This is a genomic window from Shewanella psychrotolerans (assembly GCF_019457595.1).
Lineage (GTDB): Bacteria > Pseudomonadota > Gammaproteobacteria > Enterobacterales > Shewanellaceae > Shewanella > Shewanella psychrotolerans.
In genome coordinates this window covers 2,138,472-2,151,567 of sequence record NZ_CP080419.1, presented here as the reverse complement: position 1 = coordinate 2,151,567, position 13,096 = coordinate 2,138,472, and the positions used below count along the sequence as shown (strand labels likewise).

General features: G+C 41.4%; 22 protein-coding genes. 21 read left to right on the top strand and 1 reads right to left on the bottom strand.

Annotated elements, in window-relative coordinates:
• Positions 1 to 252 precede the first annotated feature (252 nt).
• Positions 253 to 1,887 (top strand): P-loop NTPase family protein, encoded by a 1,635-nt coding sequence (locus tag K0I62_RS09575; protein ID WP_220071203.1) that lies wholly within the window; start codon positions 253 to 255, stop codon positions 1,885 to 1,887.
• A 949-nt stretch (positions 1,888 to 2,836) separates the two neighbouring features.
• On the opposite strand, the gene K0I62_RS09570 is transcribed toward K0I62_RS09575, so the two are convergent.
• Positions 2,837 to 3,106 (bottom strand): hypothetical protein, encoded by a 270-nt coding sequence (locus tag K0I62_RS09570; protein WP_220071202.1) that lies wholly within the window; start codon positions 3,104 to 3,106, stop codon positions 2,837 to 2,839.
• A 275-nt stretch (positions 3,107 to 3,381) separates the two neighbouring features.
• Between K0I62_RS09570 and K0I62_RS09565 the strand changes: the two genes are divergently transcribed.
• From K0I62_RS09565 to K0I62_RS09475, 20 genes are all read left to right on the top strand, one after another.
• Positions 3,382 to 3,582 carry a hypothetical protein gene (locus K0I62_RS09565; protein WP_220071201.1) on the top strand — a complete coding sequence of 67 codons (201 nt, stop codon included), beginning with the start codon at positions 3,382 to 3,384 and terminating at the stop codon, positions 3,580 to 3,582.
• Between the two features lie 2 nt (positions 3,583 to 3,584).
• Positions 3,585 to 3,749, top strand: a complete 165-nt coding sequence (locus K0I62_RS09560; protein ID WP_220071200.1) for a hypothetical protein — start codon at positions 3,585 to 3,587, stop codon at positions 3,747 to 3,749.
• Positions 3,746 to 4,342 (top strand): hypothetical protein, encoded by a 597-nt coding sequence (locus K0I62_RS09555; protein ID WP_220071199.1) that lies wholly within the window; start codon positions 3,746 to 3,748, stop codon positions 4,340 to 4,342. The genes K0I62_RS09560 and K0I62_RS09555 overlap by 4 nt, the downstream gene beginning before the upstream one ends.
• A gap of 546 nt (positions 4,343 to 4,888) precedes the next feature.
• Entirely contained in the window at positions 4,889 to 5,179 is a 291-nt protein-coding gene (locus K0I62_RS09550) for a hypothetical protein (RefSeq protein ID WP_220071198.1), read from the top strand.
• Positions 5,166 to 5,594, top strand: a complete 429-nt coding sequence (locus K0I62_RS09545) for a hypothetical protein (protein WP_220071197.1) — start codon at positions 5,166 to 5,168, stop codon at positions 5,592 to 5,594. The genes K0I62_RS09550 and K0I62_RS09545 overlap by 14 nt, the downstream gene beginning before the upstream one ends.
• Entirely contained in the window at positions 5,594 to 6,157 is a 564-nt protein-coding gene (locus tag K0I62_RS09540; protein WP_220071196.1) for a hypothetical protein, read from the top strand. Before K0I62_RS09545 ends, K0I62_RS09540 begins: the two co-directional genes overlap by 1 nt.
• The gene (locus tag K0I62_RS09535; RefSeq protein WP_220071195.1) at positions 6,157 to 6,852 is read left to right on the top strand and encodes a hypothetical protein; all 696 of its coding nucleotides are present in this window, start codon (positions 6,157 to 6,159) and stop codon (positions 6,850 to 6,852) included. The genes K0I62_RS09540 and K0I62_RS09535 overlap by 1 nt, the downstream gene beginning before the upstream one ends.
• A 169-nt stretch (positions 6,853 to 7,021) precedes the next feature.
• Positions 7,022 to 7,144 (top strand): hypothetical protein, encoded by a 123-nt coding sequence (locus K0I62_RS19235; protein WP_258405124.1) that lies wholly within the window; start codon positions 7,022 to 7,024, stop codon positions 7,142 to 7,144.
• 10 nt (positions 7,145 to 7,154) lie between these two features.
• Positions 7,155 to 8,006 carry a major capsid protein P2 gene (locus K0I62_RS09530; RefSeq protein ID WP_220071194.1) on the top strand — a complete coding sequence of 284 codons (852 nt, stop codon included), beginning with the start codon at positions 7,155 to 7,157 and terminating at the stop codon, positions 8,004 to 8,006.
• A 9-nt stretch (positions 8,007 to 8,015) separates the two neighbouring features.
• Entirely contained in the window at positions 8,016 to 8,330 is a 315-nt protein-coding gene (locus tag K0I62_RS09525; protein WP_220071193.1) for a hypothetical protein, read from the top strand.
• 3 nt (positions 8,331 to 8,333) lie between these two features.
• The gene (locus K0I62_RS09520) at positions 8,334 to 8,525 is read left to right on the top strand and encodes a hypothetical protein (RefSeq protein WP_220071192.1); all 192 of its coding nucleotides are present in this window, start codon (positions 8,334 to 8,336) and stop codon (positions 8,523 to 8,525) included.
• Positions 8,513 to 8,902, top strand: coding sequence for a hypothetical protein (locus tag K0I62_RS09515; RefSeq protein ID WP_220071191.1), 390 nt, complete (start codon positions 8,513 to 8,515; stop codon positions 8,900 to 8,902). Before K0I62_RS09520 ends, K0I62_RS09515 begins: the two co-directional genes overlap by 13 nt.
• Positions 8,902 to 9,783: a hypothetical protein gene (locus tag K0I62_RS09510; protein WP_220071190.1), complete on the top strand. Its 882-nt coding sequence runs from the start codon at positions 8,902 to 8,904 to the stop codon at positions 9,781 to 9,783. Before K0I62_RS09515 ends, K0I62_RS09510 begins: the two co-directional genes overlap by 1 nt.
• Positions 9,784 to 10,422: a hypothetical protein gene (locus K0I62_RS09505; RefSeq protein ID WP_220071189.1), complete on the top strand. Its 639-nt coding sequence runs from the start codon at positions 9,784 to 9,786 to the stop codon at positions 10,420 to 10,422. It abuts the gene before it with no gap.
• Entirely contained in the window at positions 10,419 to 10,922 is a 504-nt protein-coding gene (locus K0I62_RS09500) for a hypothetical protein (protein ID WP_220071188.1), read from the top strand. The genes K0I62_RS09505 and K0I62_RS09500 overlap by 4 nt, the downstream gene beginning before the upstream one ends.
• A complete protein-coding gene (locus K0I62_RS09495; RefSeq protein ID WP_220071187.1) occupies positions 10,915 to 11,097 on the top strand; it encodes a hypothetical protein in 183 nt (60 codons plus the stop codon). The genes K0I62_RS09500 and K0I62_RS09495 overlap by 8 nt, the downstream gene beginning before the upstream one ends.
• Positions 11,097 to 11,570 carry a hypothetical protein gene (locus K0I62_RS09490; protein WP_220071186.1) on the top strand — a complete coding sequence of 158 codons (474 nt, stop codon included), beginning with the start codon at positions 11,097 to 11,099 and terminating at the stop codon, positions 11,568 to 11,570. Before K0I62_RS09495 ends, K0I62_RS09490 begins: the two co-directional genes overlap by 1 nt.
• An 81-nt stretch (positions 11,571 to 11,651) precedes the next feature.
• Positions 11,652 to 12,086, top strand: a complete 435-nt coding sequence (locus K0I62_RS09485; RefSeq protein WP_220071185.1) for a hypothetical protein — start codon at positions 11,652 to 11,654, stop codon at positions 12,084 to 12,086.
• A gap of 8 nt (positions 12,087 to 12,094) precedes the next feature.
• Complete coding sequence (locus tag K0I62_RS09480) at positions 12,095 to 12,496, top strand: hypothetical protein (RefSeq protein WP_220071184.1); 402 nt, start codon at positions 12,095 to 12,097, stop codon at positions 12,494 to 12,496.
• 343 nt (positions 12,497 to 12,839) lie between these two features.
• Positions 12,840 to 13,085, top strand: a complete 246-nt coding sequence (locus K0I62_RS09475; protein WP_220071183.1) for a hypothetical protein — start codon at positions 12,840 to 12,842, stop codon at positions 13,083 to 13,085.
• The last annotated feature ends 11 nt before the right edge of the window (positions 13,086 to 13,096 follow it).

Below are 13,096 nucleotides of genomic sequence, written 5' to 3'. Positions count from 1 at the left end.
CTATTTAGCTGGATTAATTTAGAATGTAACTTGTCCAACTTCGTGTCAGTCTTTCATCAGGCGCGGTTACCCCCAAAAGTGATAGAATGATAACGCGCTCCATTCACTTTTCCATACTCAAATAATGTAAAAGCAAAGTTCTGAGTTTTTTGATCGATGTAACTTACAAACACACTTCCTTTTATACAACAGATTGACTAACTAGTTTATATTGGTCTCAATACCATTCTGCTTGTAGGAAATATTGCAAATATGTCAGTTGAATTAGTTAAAGAACAAACTCGAAGGTTCCTTTCCACAGAGACCCCTGAAGTATTAGCTATCAAAGGTGATTGGGGGATAGGTAAAACTTACAGCTGGGAGCAGTACATCGAAGAATTCAAAGGTGAATGCGCTTTGAAATCATATTCTTATGTTTCATTATTCGGGATTAATTCAATTTCCGAGCTAAAGCAAACTACATTCCTAAACACGATTGATACCAAGAGAATAGGGCAAGCTCCTAACATCAAAGGCTATTCAAAAAAAGTAGCTGATCTGGTAAAGGATACAAAAATCCCCTATGTGAGTAGATATGTCGGGGGTATTGGTAGCCTTATTAATTCAGTTTCTCAACTAGCGATGAACAAAACAATAATCTGCTTTGATGACTTAGAGCGCCATAGCAACGGCATTAATATCAAAGATTTTATGGGACTAGTTTCTTTCTTCAAGGAGCAAAAAGGATGCAAGGTTGTCTTATTGCTTAATGAGCAAGCTGGTGACCAAACTTTCGAAGATTATAGGAAGTACAAAGAGAAAATCGTAGATAGACAACTCCACTTTGAGCCAACAGCTGAACAGTGTTTCGACACTATGTTTGTAGAAGATTTCGAATTTAAAGATTATGTTCGTGATTGCTGTGTGGGACTGGATATTAAAAATAAGCGAGTTATCAGAAAGATAGTTGAGCACACGAAAGAATTCTTAGAGTTGGTTGATGGTTTCGATGAAAGCATCAAGAGGCAAGTGATTCACTCTACTATAGTACTCAGTTGGTGTTACTACTGTCATGGTGCTGATGAAAAACACATTCCAGAGTTTGGGTTTGTAAAGCAGTCTGGGACTAGGAAGAAAAATGAACAGGCGGGATGGACGAAAGAAATAACCGTTAGATGGAATATGACATTAAGTCGATATGGTTATGGATATACTGATGAAATAGATTTGGCTGTTGCTCGTGGTATTGAGCAAGGGTTTCTTGATAAAGAAAAGTTAATTCCCCTTTGCATACATAAGCAGAAAGAGTTTGAAATTCAAAATGCTAGTGTGAAATGGGATGAAGCTTGGAGACTTTTCCATGGCTCATTTAATAACAATGAAAAAGATATTGCTTTAGCTTTTGAAGAGGGAATGCGAGATATAGCGTCTAGTACTTCTGCTTCTCAATACAGCTCTGGTTTGAAGGTGTTGCGTACGATTGAAAAAGATGACAAAGCAGATGAGTTGATTGAATTTTTCATTGACTCAAGGCGTGGAAGTCCCGAAGCTTTTGATGTAGATAGTGGTTTCTCATTTGAGGTTAAAGACGAGCGGTTTGTTGAAAGATTGCGTGAATCCTACTTAGAGCTAAAGCCAGAACCGACAGTGAAAGATATATTGGACTTGAGGCGTGGTTCAAACTCTTACAACTCGTCTGAAGCTGAAATATTAGCAAGACTCAAGACAGAAGACATTTATAGTTTGTTCATGAGCTTTGAAGGTGAAGAGCTAACGGATTACATTCGAGTCTTTATGCTACTTGCAGGGAGCAATCAAGATTTGGCCACTAAGGTTAATGACGCCCTCGATAAAATTGCTAGTATCAGTGAATTAAACAAATATAGAATGGGTAAATTTCGAAACTAATAGACTAGCAATGCTGGATACATGACTATGCGACTTTTCCATATCAAAGCTAATTCATGAGTTTCTAATTTAGCTAAGCCCGTAAAAAGGTTTTGTCCAGAAACGATTTAACTTTTGATTGCCAGATTGATACCCGAAAGGCTAAATCGGAGATATAAAATTACCCCGTGTAGGTGCGGCTGAGGGTATCGAAAACAGGGATGTTTTCGTTAAGCGGTCAAGGATGACGTATAGCGTCCCGAAGCAGTATCTACACATAAGCGAGCCGCAGGCTTTTAACTACAATGAAGATTCGACTTTAAACACAAATCCCAATTCCAAAACAGCCAAATGTTAAACCACAAAAAATGCCAACACCTTCATTCGAAGGCCAACACATTTTTGTCCAAAAATAGGTTAGGGGACTTAACTCACTAATGCCAAAGCGTACTAGCGTCTATTCTTTGCGACAGGACTATAATTTCGTATAGATACCAACCTGAACCCATTGGACCAAAAGTTACGGCCAACTTTACTGTTCTAGAGGCTTTCCACACCTTTCATTCTGGAACAATCACATATTTATAGATAATCAGACCGCAGATATAGAAAACTAGTGCAGAAAAGTACATTCCCGCTGAATTTTCATCACTATCAACAATTCTATCCAAATTGAAATTTAAGCATTTTCCAAAGAGGCTGTCATAACGCTGCGCACATTCTACTGGGCAATCGTATGGTATCAATGATTTCATGCACGTAGCGACGCCTAATCTTTAATCAATTCAATTGCCTTTCATCATTTAAACAATCTGGACTAAGGCAGAGAGGCTAATGACTGTCATAGCTTGAATTGCTTCTTGATTCAGATTCTGAAATTAAGTGAAACTTTACACACTTACACATGTACGTAATATAAATCAAAGGGAATTTAACATAATATACAGAGTGTGTTTTAAAAAAATAGAAATTAAGATGCGAGGGCTTCATAAGCTGCTGATATTTCTTCATTTTCTATCTTTGCTGCCATTGTCGCAAAATGAGATTTTATTTTGTCTTCACCTGCTAATTCAGCAATTTTAAACAACACATCATCTGACGGAAACTTGCCAGTTTCACGCCATTTAACTAACTGTCCTAAGTAAGTATCCCTAATACCAATTTTAGCTGCTGCCTGTCTTATGCTGCCACGACATGACGCGCGTGCAATTGCACGAGATAAAAGCTCATCGTAATGCATTAATAAAAACCCATGTTTTGTAGTCACCTGCTTAGAATAGCACCAGTATCAAAATGAGACAAATGCGAACAAAAAACCATCACAGCGCGCACTAGGTTGTGTGTACTGTACACAAAATTGTGTGTATTGTTTGTTGCGCCGTTGTTTTGTAGTCACATGTAAAGCATCGGTGTTTTCAACTTCATGAAACAAAAAAGCTGTCTCGGTGTGAAGGGGGGGTGTGCATACCCCCCCCGAACATTTAGCCAAGCCAGCTTACAAACCGAGACTTGAACATGATTGCTATAAATACCATTTTAAAGATGAACAAAGGCTTAACGCCTAATAGTTCAACCCGTCATTTTATTGCGCTCCAAGTAGAGCGATACCAAGAGATCGCCCAATGGCACTTAGAACACGGCAAGCTTAACTCCGCTGTTGAAGCCTTTGGTGTTGTCTGCGCGTATCAGCGTCAAGCTGTTAAGCTTGGTGCGTGATCATGCGGTCATGGTCAGAATCCGAACTCTACGAACAAGCTAAGATCATGCTTAAGTTTGCCAGACAGGACAGGCTAGCAGCTTGCCCACGTTCGGCAACATTCTGTTTGATCTGCGCTGGTGAGTACCGTCAACGTTTAGCCGCAATGAGGTTAAACAAAGCATGAATCAAGCAGCACCAACCACTAAAACCAGATCTGATCGCCCGTTTGCGGCGCTCAATCGGGCGCGTTGGTCGCAATACCTAGAAACCCCTTCAGAGCAAGCAGCGCTGCTTAGTCAGTGTGGGCGAGCTACGCAAAAGCGTTTTCTTAAAGATATAGCCAAGTTAATGACCTGCTTAGTCGATAATATGGAGTTAAGAACGCGCAAAATAGGCATGACTACAAGTAATGGGTTCTTTCTCTATACGTGGGAAACTATCGCGAAAAAGTGCGATCTTCCGCTTTGGAGGGTCAAACAGTGCGCTGCGCGTGTTATCGAAAATGGCTGGATTGAGTCTACGCAGCCGCGAGGCATGAAGAACAGCCAAGGCGAATACGTATGCTTGGCATCGATAAAGCGCGTCACAGAGAAATACTTTGATGTGTTCGGGCTGTTAGCACCCTACGTAGAAGCAGCGAAAGCCACAACTAAAAAGCTCGTTCGTGAGTCTAAGCAGTGGGGCGTAGCAATCAAATACATACTAACCCCTATCACTCTATTAGATAAATTCAGACGCCGCAAACAAGCCCACAGCAATACCCCGCCACCAAACTAGCCAATATATTACCAAAATGCCGCTTAATTGCGGATTTTTGCGATCATCTATCGCAAAAATCGCCTATATATTAACCAATCTCATCGACTTAAATTAGATTGTACTTATGTTTGAACTGGAGCAATGCGACTTGAAGCGGTCAAAAATCGCGCTAGCTGTGTATAAGTATGTGTGTAAGCTGTGACTTGGGACTAAAACTACTCCGTGTAATATGTCCGAACATTTAAACGCCATAGTTACCTAAATGTTTTATCTAAAGATAAAAGGTAAGGGTTGATTAATGCTTTACCCCTCGCAAGCTTGGGGATAAAGCATTAATCGAAGAATGCCTGACCACTTCCTAGCTGCGCTAGGGGTCAGTCGCGAGCGCGGTACCTGATTTTGTCTACGACCGTCTAAGCGTGTTTGTAAGCATGGCTTGGTGTCCCTGCGGGGCTGTTGCTGCGCAACTGTCTAGCAGAACAGAAAGGCGAAATTGTATACCCAAGCAACATTTGTTAACCTGATAGTGAGACAGCCCTTTTTAATTTACTAAGGGTTAACACAGTGACCGATACAAGCCAAAAAATAGAGCAACAAACAAAACCCCTTTCCTTAACACAACAATTTGATGTGATCATGACGAAGCTCGCAGAGATGGATCAAGTGTCCTCTATGAGAGTAGATCTAAAAGCGAAGATGGGCCAACAACTTGTTGTTGATGCCGTCAAGCTATCAGGCACATTAACTCAATCAGTAGAACACCAACAAAATCAAATTAAAGCCCTCTACGCTAAGTTAATCTCACTTGAAAACCGAGTAATAGAATTAGAGGGTGCAGCCAATGAAAAAGCCTAACCCAACAGTTTTGGGAAAAATGCGCTGTCAATGTGGCGATGAAATGGAAGTTCGCCAACGCTCAAACGGGAAAAAGCTGTTATACACCTATTGCCCAACATGCAAGCAAGATATGCGCAGCGGTGAAGGTTTGCAGCTATTTTGGCGGGCTAATATGGTTCCGCTTGATGCCGATTTACCGACTATTTCCGAATCATTAGCCATTGATACAAAATTGCCGAACCAAGATACCCAAACAATCAAAACGCCTGTAAGCGATTCTAACGCAGAAATAACCGAATGGGAGCCAGAGCCTAACGAAATCGAAGATGATCACGATAGCGGCGATTCTGGCGGCTTTTTGGGGTGGGTTTTGGGTGGTTTAGTTACTGCTGGGTTAGTTGTTTTGGGCGTTAAAGTGGTGAGGGCGGTTTAATGACTGGCGAAAATTTAGAAATAAACACCGAAATTGAGACCGAAATACCCGTATTAGAAACCGTTATTGATAACGGAAATGATTGGAATAAATTCGCTTCCGATACCGTAATTGATACCGAAAATACGGAATTTGATGCATTTTTGTTTGAGAGTAGCGCGCCTGATTTTAACGAAGTCAAAGCCGCAGCAGATGAAAAGATAGAGAAGATAACCCAAACCGCCGCTAAATCGTTAGTTATTCAGGGTGCAAACGGTTTGATGATGTTTGCGTCAACAATTACGAAAACCGATCTTAAAATATCGCCCTTTGAGATTGAAAGCCTAGCCGATGATTTAGCGCCTTGTGTTGTAAAATATGGCAATGATATTGCCGATGCACCGCCATGGTTAAAGACGTTATTTAAATATAGAGTTGAGTTAATCGCCTTAAAAGGCATCGTTTTGTTTGCTGTCACCGTATATTTGAAATTTAAAGACCAAAAGCGCTTGCAACTAGAGGCCGAAACAGCAGCGAAAAAGGAAAGGCTAAAAGAGCGATCAGAATTAAGTGAGGCGGCATAATGGCAATTAACAAATCAAACCGCCACAAAGCGCTTCATGTGAGCTATACCGCTGGCACTGGCGGCGGTAAAGCTGTTGCTGTTCAATGGGCTGGCATGATGCCCAAAAGCCCTTGTTTATCGATATTCGATCCCTATGGTGATTACGTCTACAAAAAAGGCAGCATCGACAATACAGGCTTTGCTAACAAGCGGGTTTATCACTATTCGACCAAAGCTACATTTGCTAAAGCGTTTGCATCCGCATGGGCATCTAAAAAACCGTTTAGGATCGCGTATAAACCCGCAGAACCTAGCCGTGAAGAAATGCTTTGGTTTTGTAAGTTGATGTGGTTAGCATCTGACGGCCAACGGCGCTTAGATGTGATCATTGAAGAATTAGCGAAATGGTGTGACAGCACAGGCAAAGAACAAAGCGCATTTGGTGAATGCTTAACAGGTGGCAGAAAATTTGGTTTAGTTATGCATTGTATTTTTCAGCGTTCAACCGAAGTTCCAAAAACGATTTTAAGCATGACACCTTATAAAATAGTTGGGATTCAAGAAACTTTAGCCGATGCCGAACGCATGGCGAGAGAATGCGGAATACCTGTTAATGATATTTTGGCACTGGATCCGCTAACGTATATCAAGAAAAACCCCAAGATGGGGGATATTGAAAGGTTAGATTTGCGGCATATTTACCCCGATGCTTAAATTATAATCTGATAAAACCCGCAAAAGTGCGGGTTTTTTTATGGTCGGTCATCTAGTCATATTACCGAATTTGACCAAATCGAGAACCGAATACCATTTTTTTTGATTCTAAAACGCCAGTTAAAACAGTTGAGGCAATTTAACTATTTTTAACTACAAAGGTAATTCTATGAATCTGACAAAAAAGCAAAGCTGGTCACTAGTGGCAATGCTGGTTATTAGCGCGGTAGTTTCTGCCGCTATTGTTTACGCATCAAACAATATTGATGCAGTTGAAGACGCGATCGGATAAGGGGTTATATATGAATTCAGCATTATTATATGCTCAGTTGATGAACCGATACGCACCATTAAGCCGCGATACTTTATCGCCTGTTGGTATGGGTTGGGGTCAAAAAGGGCATTTGCAAATTCAAGCAGGAATGACAATCCAGTCAATCGAATTAATAACAGATATAACCGATGCTTCAAAAGTTAAGCGCGTTAGCCTTGAATTAAACGGTGAAGAAATTGTCGCGCTCACAGGCGCTGAAATTGTAATGATCCAAGCGTTTAAGAAAACATTTGCCGAAGCTGGGCGCTATATCATCGATTTTGCGGATAAAAAATACCGCACTAAAAACGGCATTCGTAGCGGTGAACTCGTCACGTTACCGACTGACGAAGTTAACTTATTTGTCGAATTGGTTGATGATGTAGATGGCCCATCGTTTTCAATTCGTGGGCGTACTTGGGTAACACCTGCACAGCCTCAACGCTATTTTGTCCCGCGAATTTATGGATCAACTTATGACGCCGCCATGAGTGGCGACAATGATCTAATTTGGAAAAACGGAAATATGAACCGTTTTATTCGTCGCGTTCACTTCAAAGCCGCTGATATTAACCGTGTTCAAATCTGGCGTGATGATACAAAGCGCCACGATTTACGCGCCGTAGATAATAACTATGATTTGAAAGCTAACGATCTTGCACCACAGGCGGGTTATTTTCACTTTGATCCAACACAATTGGGCCTAGGATTAGACGGTCTATTCCCAACTTTCGCAAATACTCAATTAAAGTTTGTGTTAACAAAGGCCGCTTCTGGTGCTGTGCCTATGCTTGTTGAAATGTTAGAGCAGGTTCGACCATTACCAGTGCGCCAAGCATAAGGGGGGCTTATGTCTTGGATTGATGATTTAGTTGGGCTAGGGGGTGAGGTTGTCGATATGGTCGGCGAAGTTGGTTCGCAATACGTTGATTCGTATGTGACCAGCCAGACGGCTAATAGACAAGAGATCAATTCTCAGCCCGAAACCGCACAGCAACGGGAACCAACAAAAGGCACTAATGCCGACGGTTCGCCTATTGTGCAAACTGGCGACTATCCAGCGCAACCCGCACAGCCGTCAATTATTGCAGGTGTAAGCAATCAAAATCTAATGCTAGGCGGTTTAGCCTTGTTATTGGTGTTTGTGCTTGCTCGTAAGGGGTAACAGATGTTTGGAGCCATGACAAGTTTAACGGGCGGCGGCGGTTTGTCGGCTTCTGGTGGTGATGCTACATCAGGAAACGGCGATCAAAACCTTGGTGGAAGTTCGTTCGGGGGCATTAATTTTGGTCAGCAGGGGCCAAACTGGGGAATGCTTGCGGCATTGGGAATTTTGGCTTTGCTGCTATGGAAGCGTTAATACCAGCAATCTGGAGTAAAGCAGCTCGTGAGCAATTAAAGCCAGCGGGGGCGATCAGTAATCTAGAACGTGAGGTTCTCAGGGGTCGAGCTCGTCTTTGGTCTGCTAACAATGGAGAGTTGTTAATAGTAACCCGCTTAGAAGTGGTCAACGGTCATAGAGAGTTTGTGATCGTTGCCGCAGCTGGGCGCGGTCTTAATCGCGCCTCCAGAGCTATATATAATTTAGCTCAAGCTGCTAATGCTTCAGTAATTCGATTCCACACGTTTAACCCCAAACCATTGGCTAACACTATGCAGTATTGGCCTATTTATCTAACAGAAATTAGGCGCGGACTTTTTCGCACTGAATATGTCTATAAATTGGAGGTCAAATAATGGGCGGTAAATCACGTTCAGATCAGACCACAAACACCGCCACACAAAACACCAATTTAGCCATTCAAGGCGACAATGAAGGTCAAGTGATTGGCGGCGATGGTAACAGCGTTACAAATACAACAACGTCTTTTGAAATTGGAGAAGAATTTACAGGCGGTAATCGCACCGAAATTGGCGATGAATTCACAGGCGGCAATCGCTTTGGTGACGATTTTACAGGCGGTAATCGCACCGAGATAGACGGTGATTTTACAGGCGGTAATCGCACTGAAACCGAGATAGACGGAAATTTTTATAATGGTAACTATACCGTTACTGACGGCGGAGCGTTTGCGTTAGCTGAAGAAGTTGTTAAACAAGGATTTAATTCAAACAATAAAGCCTTGGAAAACAGTTTTGATTTTGCGGGGGATACCGTTGATAAAAGCTTTGATTTTGCCACGGGTGCTAATAACAATTTAAAAGATGTTGCTAGTACAGCAATTGACAGCATGAAAGATGCTAATCGTGACGCGCTTAACTTTGGCAAAGGTGTAATAGGCGATTCATTTAAATTTGGCTCATCTGCGCTTAATGAAATGTCAAAAACCCAAGCTAATGCAATGGATAACGTGACCGATGGCATGAAACTCTTTGCTGAAGAATTGCAAGCTATCAGTGATAAGAGCGTAAGCGCTGTTAATTCATCAGCACAAGCGGCTATCAAAGAAAACAGCGAAACAACAACAAAAGGCCTAATGACAATTGAGCAACTAGCAGCAAAAACGGCGCTAGGCGGTCAAACCGTTGTCGCGGAACAAGCTGGTAAAATGGCTATGTATTTTATGGGCGGCGCTGCGCTTATCTTTTTAGGTTTGGTTGTATCGAGGGCGGGATAAATGATTATCACACTGCAAGCGGGTGAAACTCGCTTATTTCCTACCGCTGGACGCTATTTTAATGTGATAGCGGCTAGTGATACTTTTGAATTGAGCAACTCTGCGTTAGGGCTTGCTGCAAATCAAATCAAAGCTGGTTGGATTGTCGATTTAGAAAAATATCCAAGCGTGGATATTGAAAATAAACACAGTTACCCGATCACATTAGAGTTGCAATCGTCACAGCTTAAAATCAATGCAGCGGGTGGTGAATCGGTATCTATTAGCAATAAACCAATTATTCAACGAATAGAGGAATCTATCAGAGTTGACGCGCAAGCCACTGTAGAGAATGGAACTGTTCATGTAGTGCTAGGGGCAAGCGTTGCTGATGCTCAAGATATAACAATAACAGCAGGGCAAAAGGTGCAAGTATTAGCCGCTAATCCTGATCGCAAATCGGCACTAATACAGGTGTTAAGTGCAACACGTACCGATTTACGTATTGGAAGCAATGCAATACAAGCGGGTCGCGGTGTGTTTGTGTCAGGATCTAAATCTGCGCCCGCTGTTATGCCGATTGAGTCAACTGGGGCGCTTTATGCGTTTAATGAGTCGGGCGATATTGCAACCCTATCAGTTACGGAGATCATTAAATGATTAATGTAATTATGAGTGCTGAGCCTGTTGATTTAACGCCAAAATTTGACCAGTTAAAGGCCGATATTCTGGCCGATAATGCGGCCAAATTAACCGCAAACTTAACTGCAAGCGAGAATCAAAACGCGGTTATTGATAATAAGATAGATAATTTGACAACGGTTAATAGCGCCACGAATACAAAAATTGATGAAGTTAAATCAGATATAGCATCTAAGGTCGTGATTAAATCGATCCAGCGTGGGGAATCGTTAGTTAGTTATGAAAGTGTCATTAATATTGCAATTTCCGCCGTTGATCTAAATAAATCTATTTTAAATATTAATTGTGCTGATGGTGTCTCAAAAACAGCGTCTGGAACTACATCTGATTCAACAAGTTTTAGTGCAGGGGGCATTTTAACCAGTGCTACAAATTTAAAATTGGTAGGCGCTAAAAAACTTAATGCCTATATGAGTTATGCGTCAATTGTATTTTGGGAAGTGATCGAATATGAATAACCGTTATCTTTACGCGCAAATAGATAGTAACGGCTTAGTTATTAGTAAGTCAGATTTATCTAAAGAAGTAAGCAATCATCAGTTAATCCCTGTTCAATCATTTGATGGCTTTGATTTAGGAGATAGCTACATTGCAGGGGAATTTGTTCCAAAACAACTAGAGGAGGGCGCTTGATGCGTCCCTTTATCCCTTTTTTATTAGTAATAGGAATCTGGTTAATTATGACTAAAAGCACAGGGGATGCCACGGTTGCGCGTGGTATTCGTAACAACAATCCTTTAAATATTCGTGAAAATGAAAATGTAGATTATGAATGGATTGGTGAGCATGAACAGGATTTAGATCCACAATTTGAGGAATTTGAATCCCCCGAATATGGTATTAGAGCAGCTGCGCGGCTTCTTAATACATACCGAACAAAGCATGGTTTAAACACAATCAACGGTATCATAAGCCGTTGGGCGCCGCGCTCAGAAAATGAAACTGATAGTTATATTGCTTCAGTTGCGCAAAAGGTCGGGATCGATGCCAATGAGCCATTACCGCTAGATCAAATTCCCGCACTTATCAAAGCAATGATTTATCACGAAAACGGATCGCAACCTTACAGTGACGAAATCATTATTAAAGGGGTGGCAATGGCATGAAAATCAATTACAGCTTAGTTATATCTGGCATTGCAACAATTGTTATTGCTCAATTGATACTAAATTACATCGGGGTGAGTAATGAAAATAACAACTAGTGAAAAAATAGAATTACTCAAGATCACTGGGATCGGTATCGCTGTAATTATTGCGTGGAAATACATTAGAACTTGGTCTACACCGATCGGGCAATGGATTGATTCAGGTTCTGCAGCTGCTGGTGTGGCATTATCTGATATTACAGCCGCGCTAAATGGAAATCATCGGGTAGAATTTAGCGAGGCGCGTTTTTTTCTTGATGAACGATATATCGAAAATGATTTAACGGTAAACAGAACATGGATACAAACGCTAATTAAATCTAATGCAGAGATAGAGCCGCTATTTAATGAATTGCTCGATGTAAAAGGGCGCTTAAAACTGAAATATGAGCATTTAATAAATGGCGAAGTATCAGCCGAAACGCTGGCGAACGCCTCTGGCGTTACGATTGGTCTAGTTAATCAAAAGGTATAGGCGTTCTTATGGGATGGTTAACATTGTTAGTCGAACCAATAAAGCTTTGGTTTGAAACACGGAAACAAAAAGCGGCGGCTAAAGCGGCTCGTGATATAGCCGTTCTCAACAATCAGGCGCGGCTTGCGCAAGATGAACAGAGTCATAACCATGATTGGGAGATGGCCAATTTAGCCGATAAAGACAAGGGGCTAAGATATGTAAGCTATTCTATGTTTGCTTTGCCTATCTTGATCACTGTGATTTATCCGCAGCATGGACAAGAGATATTTACTAACTTAGATTTGGTTCCAGATTGGTGGGTTAAAACTTTTATTAGTATCAACGGCGGCGTGTGGGGAATCGTCGAGCTAAAACGTGTTGCACCTGCGCTAATCTCAGCGATAAAGGGGGCGGTAAAAGGTGGATGAAAAAATGATTTTGCTCATGTTTACGCAATTTTTATCAATGGCCGTGATCATAATTAGCAATAAAACAGATATAAAATGGCTTACTAATATCCAGCAAGATCACGCAACAAGAATAACCAAGCTAGAAGATAAATAGCCGTCCAGCAGGGCGGTTTTTTTTGATTGCAGATTTAAAGCCGGTGATTTGCTGCAGAAACTCACAATGCTATCAAATTGCGCCTCGATGCCAGGAACGAAAATCAAAAAATGCAATCATTTTGATTTACTCGAGAAAAAACCAGGTTTACTATCTGCAATCATTAAGAGGTAATTTATTCTGGCACCGGTTAAAGGATTGCAATCAATGGCGATAACAGTAAGAGCAAATGAATCACAGCTAGCTGATATAGAGAAACTAAAGAAATGCTTAGATGTTAATACATCTGCGGGGGCATTACTCAGAGCAGCAAAAGAACACCCAGCATTAGCAGAACGCTATCGTGAAAGCCTAGAAGCAAATAGAAAGCTACAACACGAACTCAATCAAATTAAACGGGCTGTAGGCAATTACAGGGATTATCAAGAAAGCCTATTTAAGCTAGTTGATTAAATAAACATGAA

Bases quoted from the DNA above. Each gene is read 5' to 3' on its own strand.
- K0I62_RS09575 (WP_220071203.1), top strand. From the start codon at position 253: ATGTCAGTTGAATTAGTTAAAGAACAAACTCGAAGGTTCCTTTCCACA.
- K0I62_RS09570 (WP_220071202.1), bottom strand. From the start codon at position 3,106: ATGCATTACGATGAGCTTTTATCTCGTGCAATTGCACGCGCGTCATGT.
- K0I62_RS09565 (WP_220071201.1), top strand. From the start codon at position 3,382: ATGATTGCTATAAATACCATTTTAAAGATGAACAAAGGCTTAACGCCT.
- K0I62_RS09560 (WP_220071200.1), top strand. From the start codon at position 3,585: ATGCGGTCATGGTCAGAATCCGAACTCTACGAACAAGCTAAGATCATG.
- K0I62_RS09555 (WP_220071199.1), top strand. From the start codon at position 3,746: ATGAATCAAGCAGCACCAACCACTAAAACCAGATCTGATCGCCCGTTT.
- K0I62_RS09545 (WP_220071197.1), top strand. From the start codon at position 5,166: ATGAAAAAGCCTAACCCAACAGTTTTGGGAAAAATGCGCTGTCAATGT.
- K0I62_RS09540 (WP_220071196.1), top strand. From the start codon at position 5,594: ATGACTGGCGAAAATTTAGAAATAAACACCGAAATTGAGACCGAAATA.
- K0I62_RS09535 (WP_220071195.1), top strand. From the start codon at position 6,157: ATGGCAATTAACAAATCAAACCGCCACAAAGCGCTTCATGTGAGCTAT.
- K0I62_RS19235 (WP_258405124.1), top strand. From the start codon at position 7,022: ATGAATCTGACAAAAAAGCAAAGCTGGTCACTAGTGGCAATGCTGGTT.
- K0I62_RS09530 (WP_220071194.1), top strand. From the start codon at position 7,155: ATGAATTCAGCATTATTATATGCTCAGTTGATGAACCGATACGCACCA.
- K0I62_RS09525 (WP_220071193.1), top strand. From the start codon at position 8,016: ATGTCTTGGATTGATGATTTAGTTGGGCTAGGGGGTGAGGTTGTCGAT.
- K0I62_RS09520 (WP_220071192.1), top strand. From the start codon at position 8,334: ATGTTTGGAGCCATGACAAGTTTAACGGGCGGCGGCGGTTTGTCGGCT.
- K0I62_RS09515 (WP_220071191.1), top strand. From the start codon at position 8,513: ATGGAAGCGTTAATACCAGCAATCTGGAGTAAAGCAGCTCGTGAGCAA.
- K0I62_RS09510 (WP_220071190.1), top strand. From the start codon at position 8,902: ATGGGCGGTAAATCACGTTCAGATCAGACCACAAACACCGCCACACAA.
- K0I62_RS09505 (WP_220071189.1), top strand. From the start codon at position 9,784: ATGATTATCACACTGCAAGCGGGTGAAACTCGCTTATTTCCTACCGCT.
- K0I62_RS09500 (WP_220071188.1), top strand. From the start codon at position 10,419: ATGATTAATGTAATTATGAGTGCTGAGCCTGTTGATTTAACGCCAAAA.
- K0I62_RS09495 (WP_220071187.1), top strand. From the start codon at position 10,915: ATGAATAACCGTTATCTTTACGCGCAAATAGATAGTAACGGCTTAGTT.
- K0I62_RS09490 (WP_220071186.1), top strand. From the start codon at position 11,097: ATGCGTCCCTTTATCCCTTTTTTATTAGTAATAGGAATCTGGTTAATT.
- K0I62_RS09485 (WP_220071185.1), top strand. From the start codon at position 11,652: ATGAAAATAACAACTAGTGAAAAAATAGAATTACTCAAGATCACTGGG.
- K0I62_RS09480 (WP_220071184.1), top strand. From the start codon at position 12,095: ATGGGATGGTTAACATTGTTAGTCGAACCAATAAAGCTTTGGTTTGAA.
- K0I62_RS09475 (WP_220071183.1), top strand. From the start codon at position 12,840: ATGGCGATAACAGTAAGAGCAAATGAATCACAGCTAGCTGATATAGAG.